The sequence below is a fragment of the Clostridium prolinivorans genome (assembly GCF_004011155.1).
Lineage (GTDB): Bacteria > Bacillota > Clostridia > Clostridiales > Clostridiaceae > Clostridium_AT > Clostridium_AT prolinivorans.
In genome coordinates this window covers 1-1,120 of the sequence record NZ_RJWG01000043.1, presented here as the reverse complement: position 1 = coordinate 1,120, position 1,120 = coordinate 1, and the positions used below count along the sequence as shown (strand labels likewise).

Here is a 1,120-nt window from a genome sequence, read left to right as displayed (position 1 = left end):
TTATTGATTCTCTTTTTTGTACAAAATTATTTTCCACTTTTCGTACAAAATTATATTGACATTTACAGCGCTTTTTTATTGCGCGCTTTTAAATGCATGAAAGAGGTTTCTGAAGCCGGATGCATGACCTATGTAGTAATGAGTGCTCAGGAATGGGGCAGTTTGATGAACGTCATGCGGAAGGCAGGGTATCACTGGTCGAGCACAATTATATGGAAAAAAGACAGCTTGGTACTATCAAGAAAGGACTATCATACCCAGTACGAGCCGATCTGGTACGGTTGGCTTGAAGGAACACGCCTTTGCCCGCTTAAAGACCGTAAACAGTCAGATGTTTGGGAGATACCCCGTCCTAAAGTATCGGAGGAGCACCCTACCATGAAGCCGGTATCGCTTGTAGCAAAGGCAATGCTCAATAGTTCCCATATTGGAGATTTAACTCTTGACCTGTTCGGTGGTTCTGGTACGACAATGATTGCGGCACAGCAGACCGGGCGGGTTTGTTATATGATAGAACTTGACTCGAAATACTGCGATGTGATTGTAAAGCGCTATGTTTCACAATTTGGCGCAGATTCAGTATTCTTGGTAACAGGTAGTGAAAAAATACCTTACGCGGAAACACAGATTGATTAAAAATGTCCTTGCTTTCCCCTCAAAACAGAGCGTTAATGTACCCCACCAAAAAGTAAAGGTGGGATTTTTTATGGGAATCAAAAATGTTTTAGCTTATTTGAGGGGAGGTGTATGGCATGAGCAATAACAGCTTTCGCTTTTCACAGAAGATTGTCGGTCAGGAGAGAAAAGCCATTGCCTCGGTCATAGCTGAAGCCCTTGAAGGCCAGGTGCGCTATGCCGGAGCACCGGAGTTTTTGTATGAGATTAAAGACGAAAAATCTGCTGGCAGTTGGACGATTGACAGGGACAGTGTGGTTCACTCACCGAAAATCAGTCTCAATGAAATAAAAACCATCCGTTCAGTTATTGACACGTTGAATGTGGAGGGCTTTTCAGCAGAGGGAACCATGACAATTACTCTTTCGTTGGAGGGCTTTATTAATGTCAAGATTATTTTGTACGATTGTGCCAATATTTTTATGTACAATTGTGCTAAGTATCT

At 42.4% G+C, this 1,120-nt stretch carries 1 protein-coding gene and 1 pseudogene; both read left to right on the top strand.

The annotated features are described in order from the left end of the window. A partial coding sequence (locus EGD97_RS12235) for a DNA-methyltransferase (RefSeq protein ID WP_265936978.1) occupies positions 1 to 636 on the top strand: 636 nt, incomplete at its 5' end. Positions 637 to 752: 116 nt separating this feature from the next. Further along, positions 753 to 1,120 (top strand): annotated as a pseudogene (locus tag EGD97_RS12230) (hypothetical protein); the annotation flags it as partial.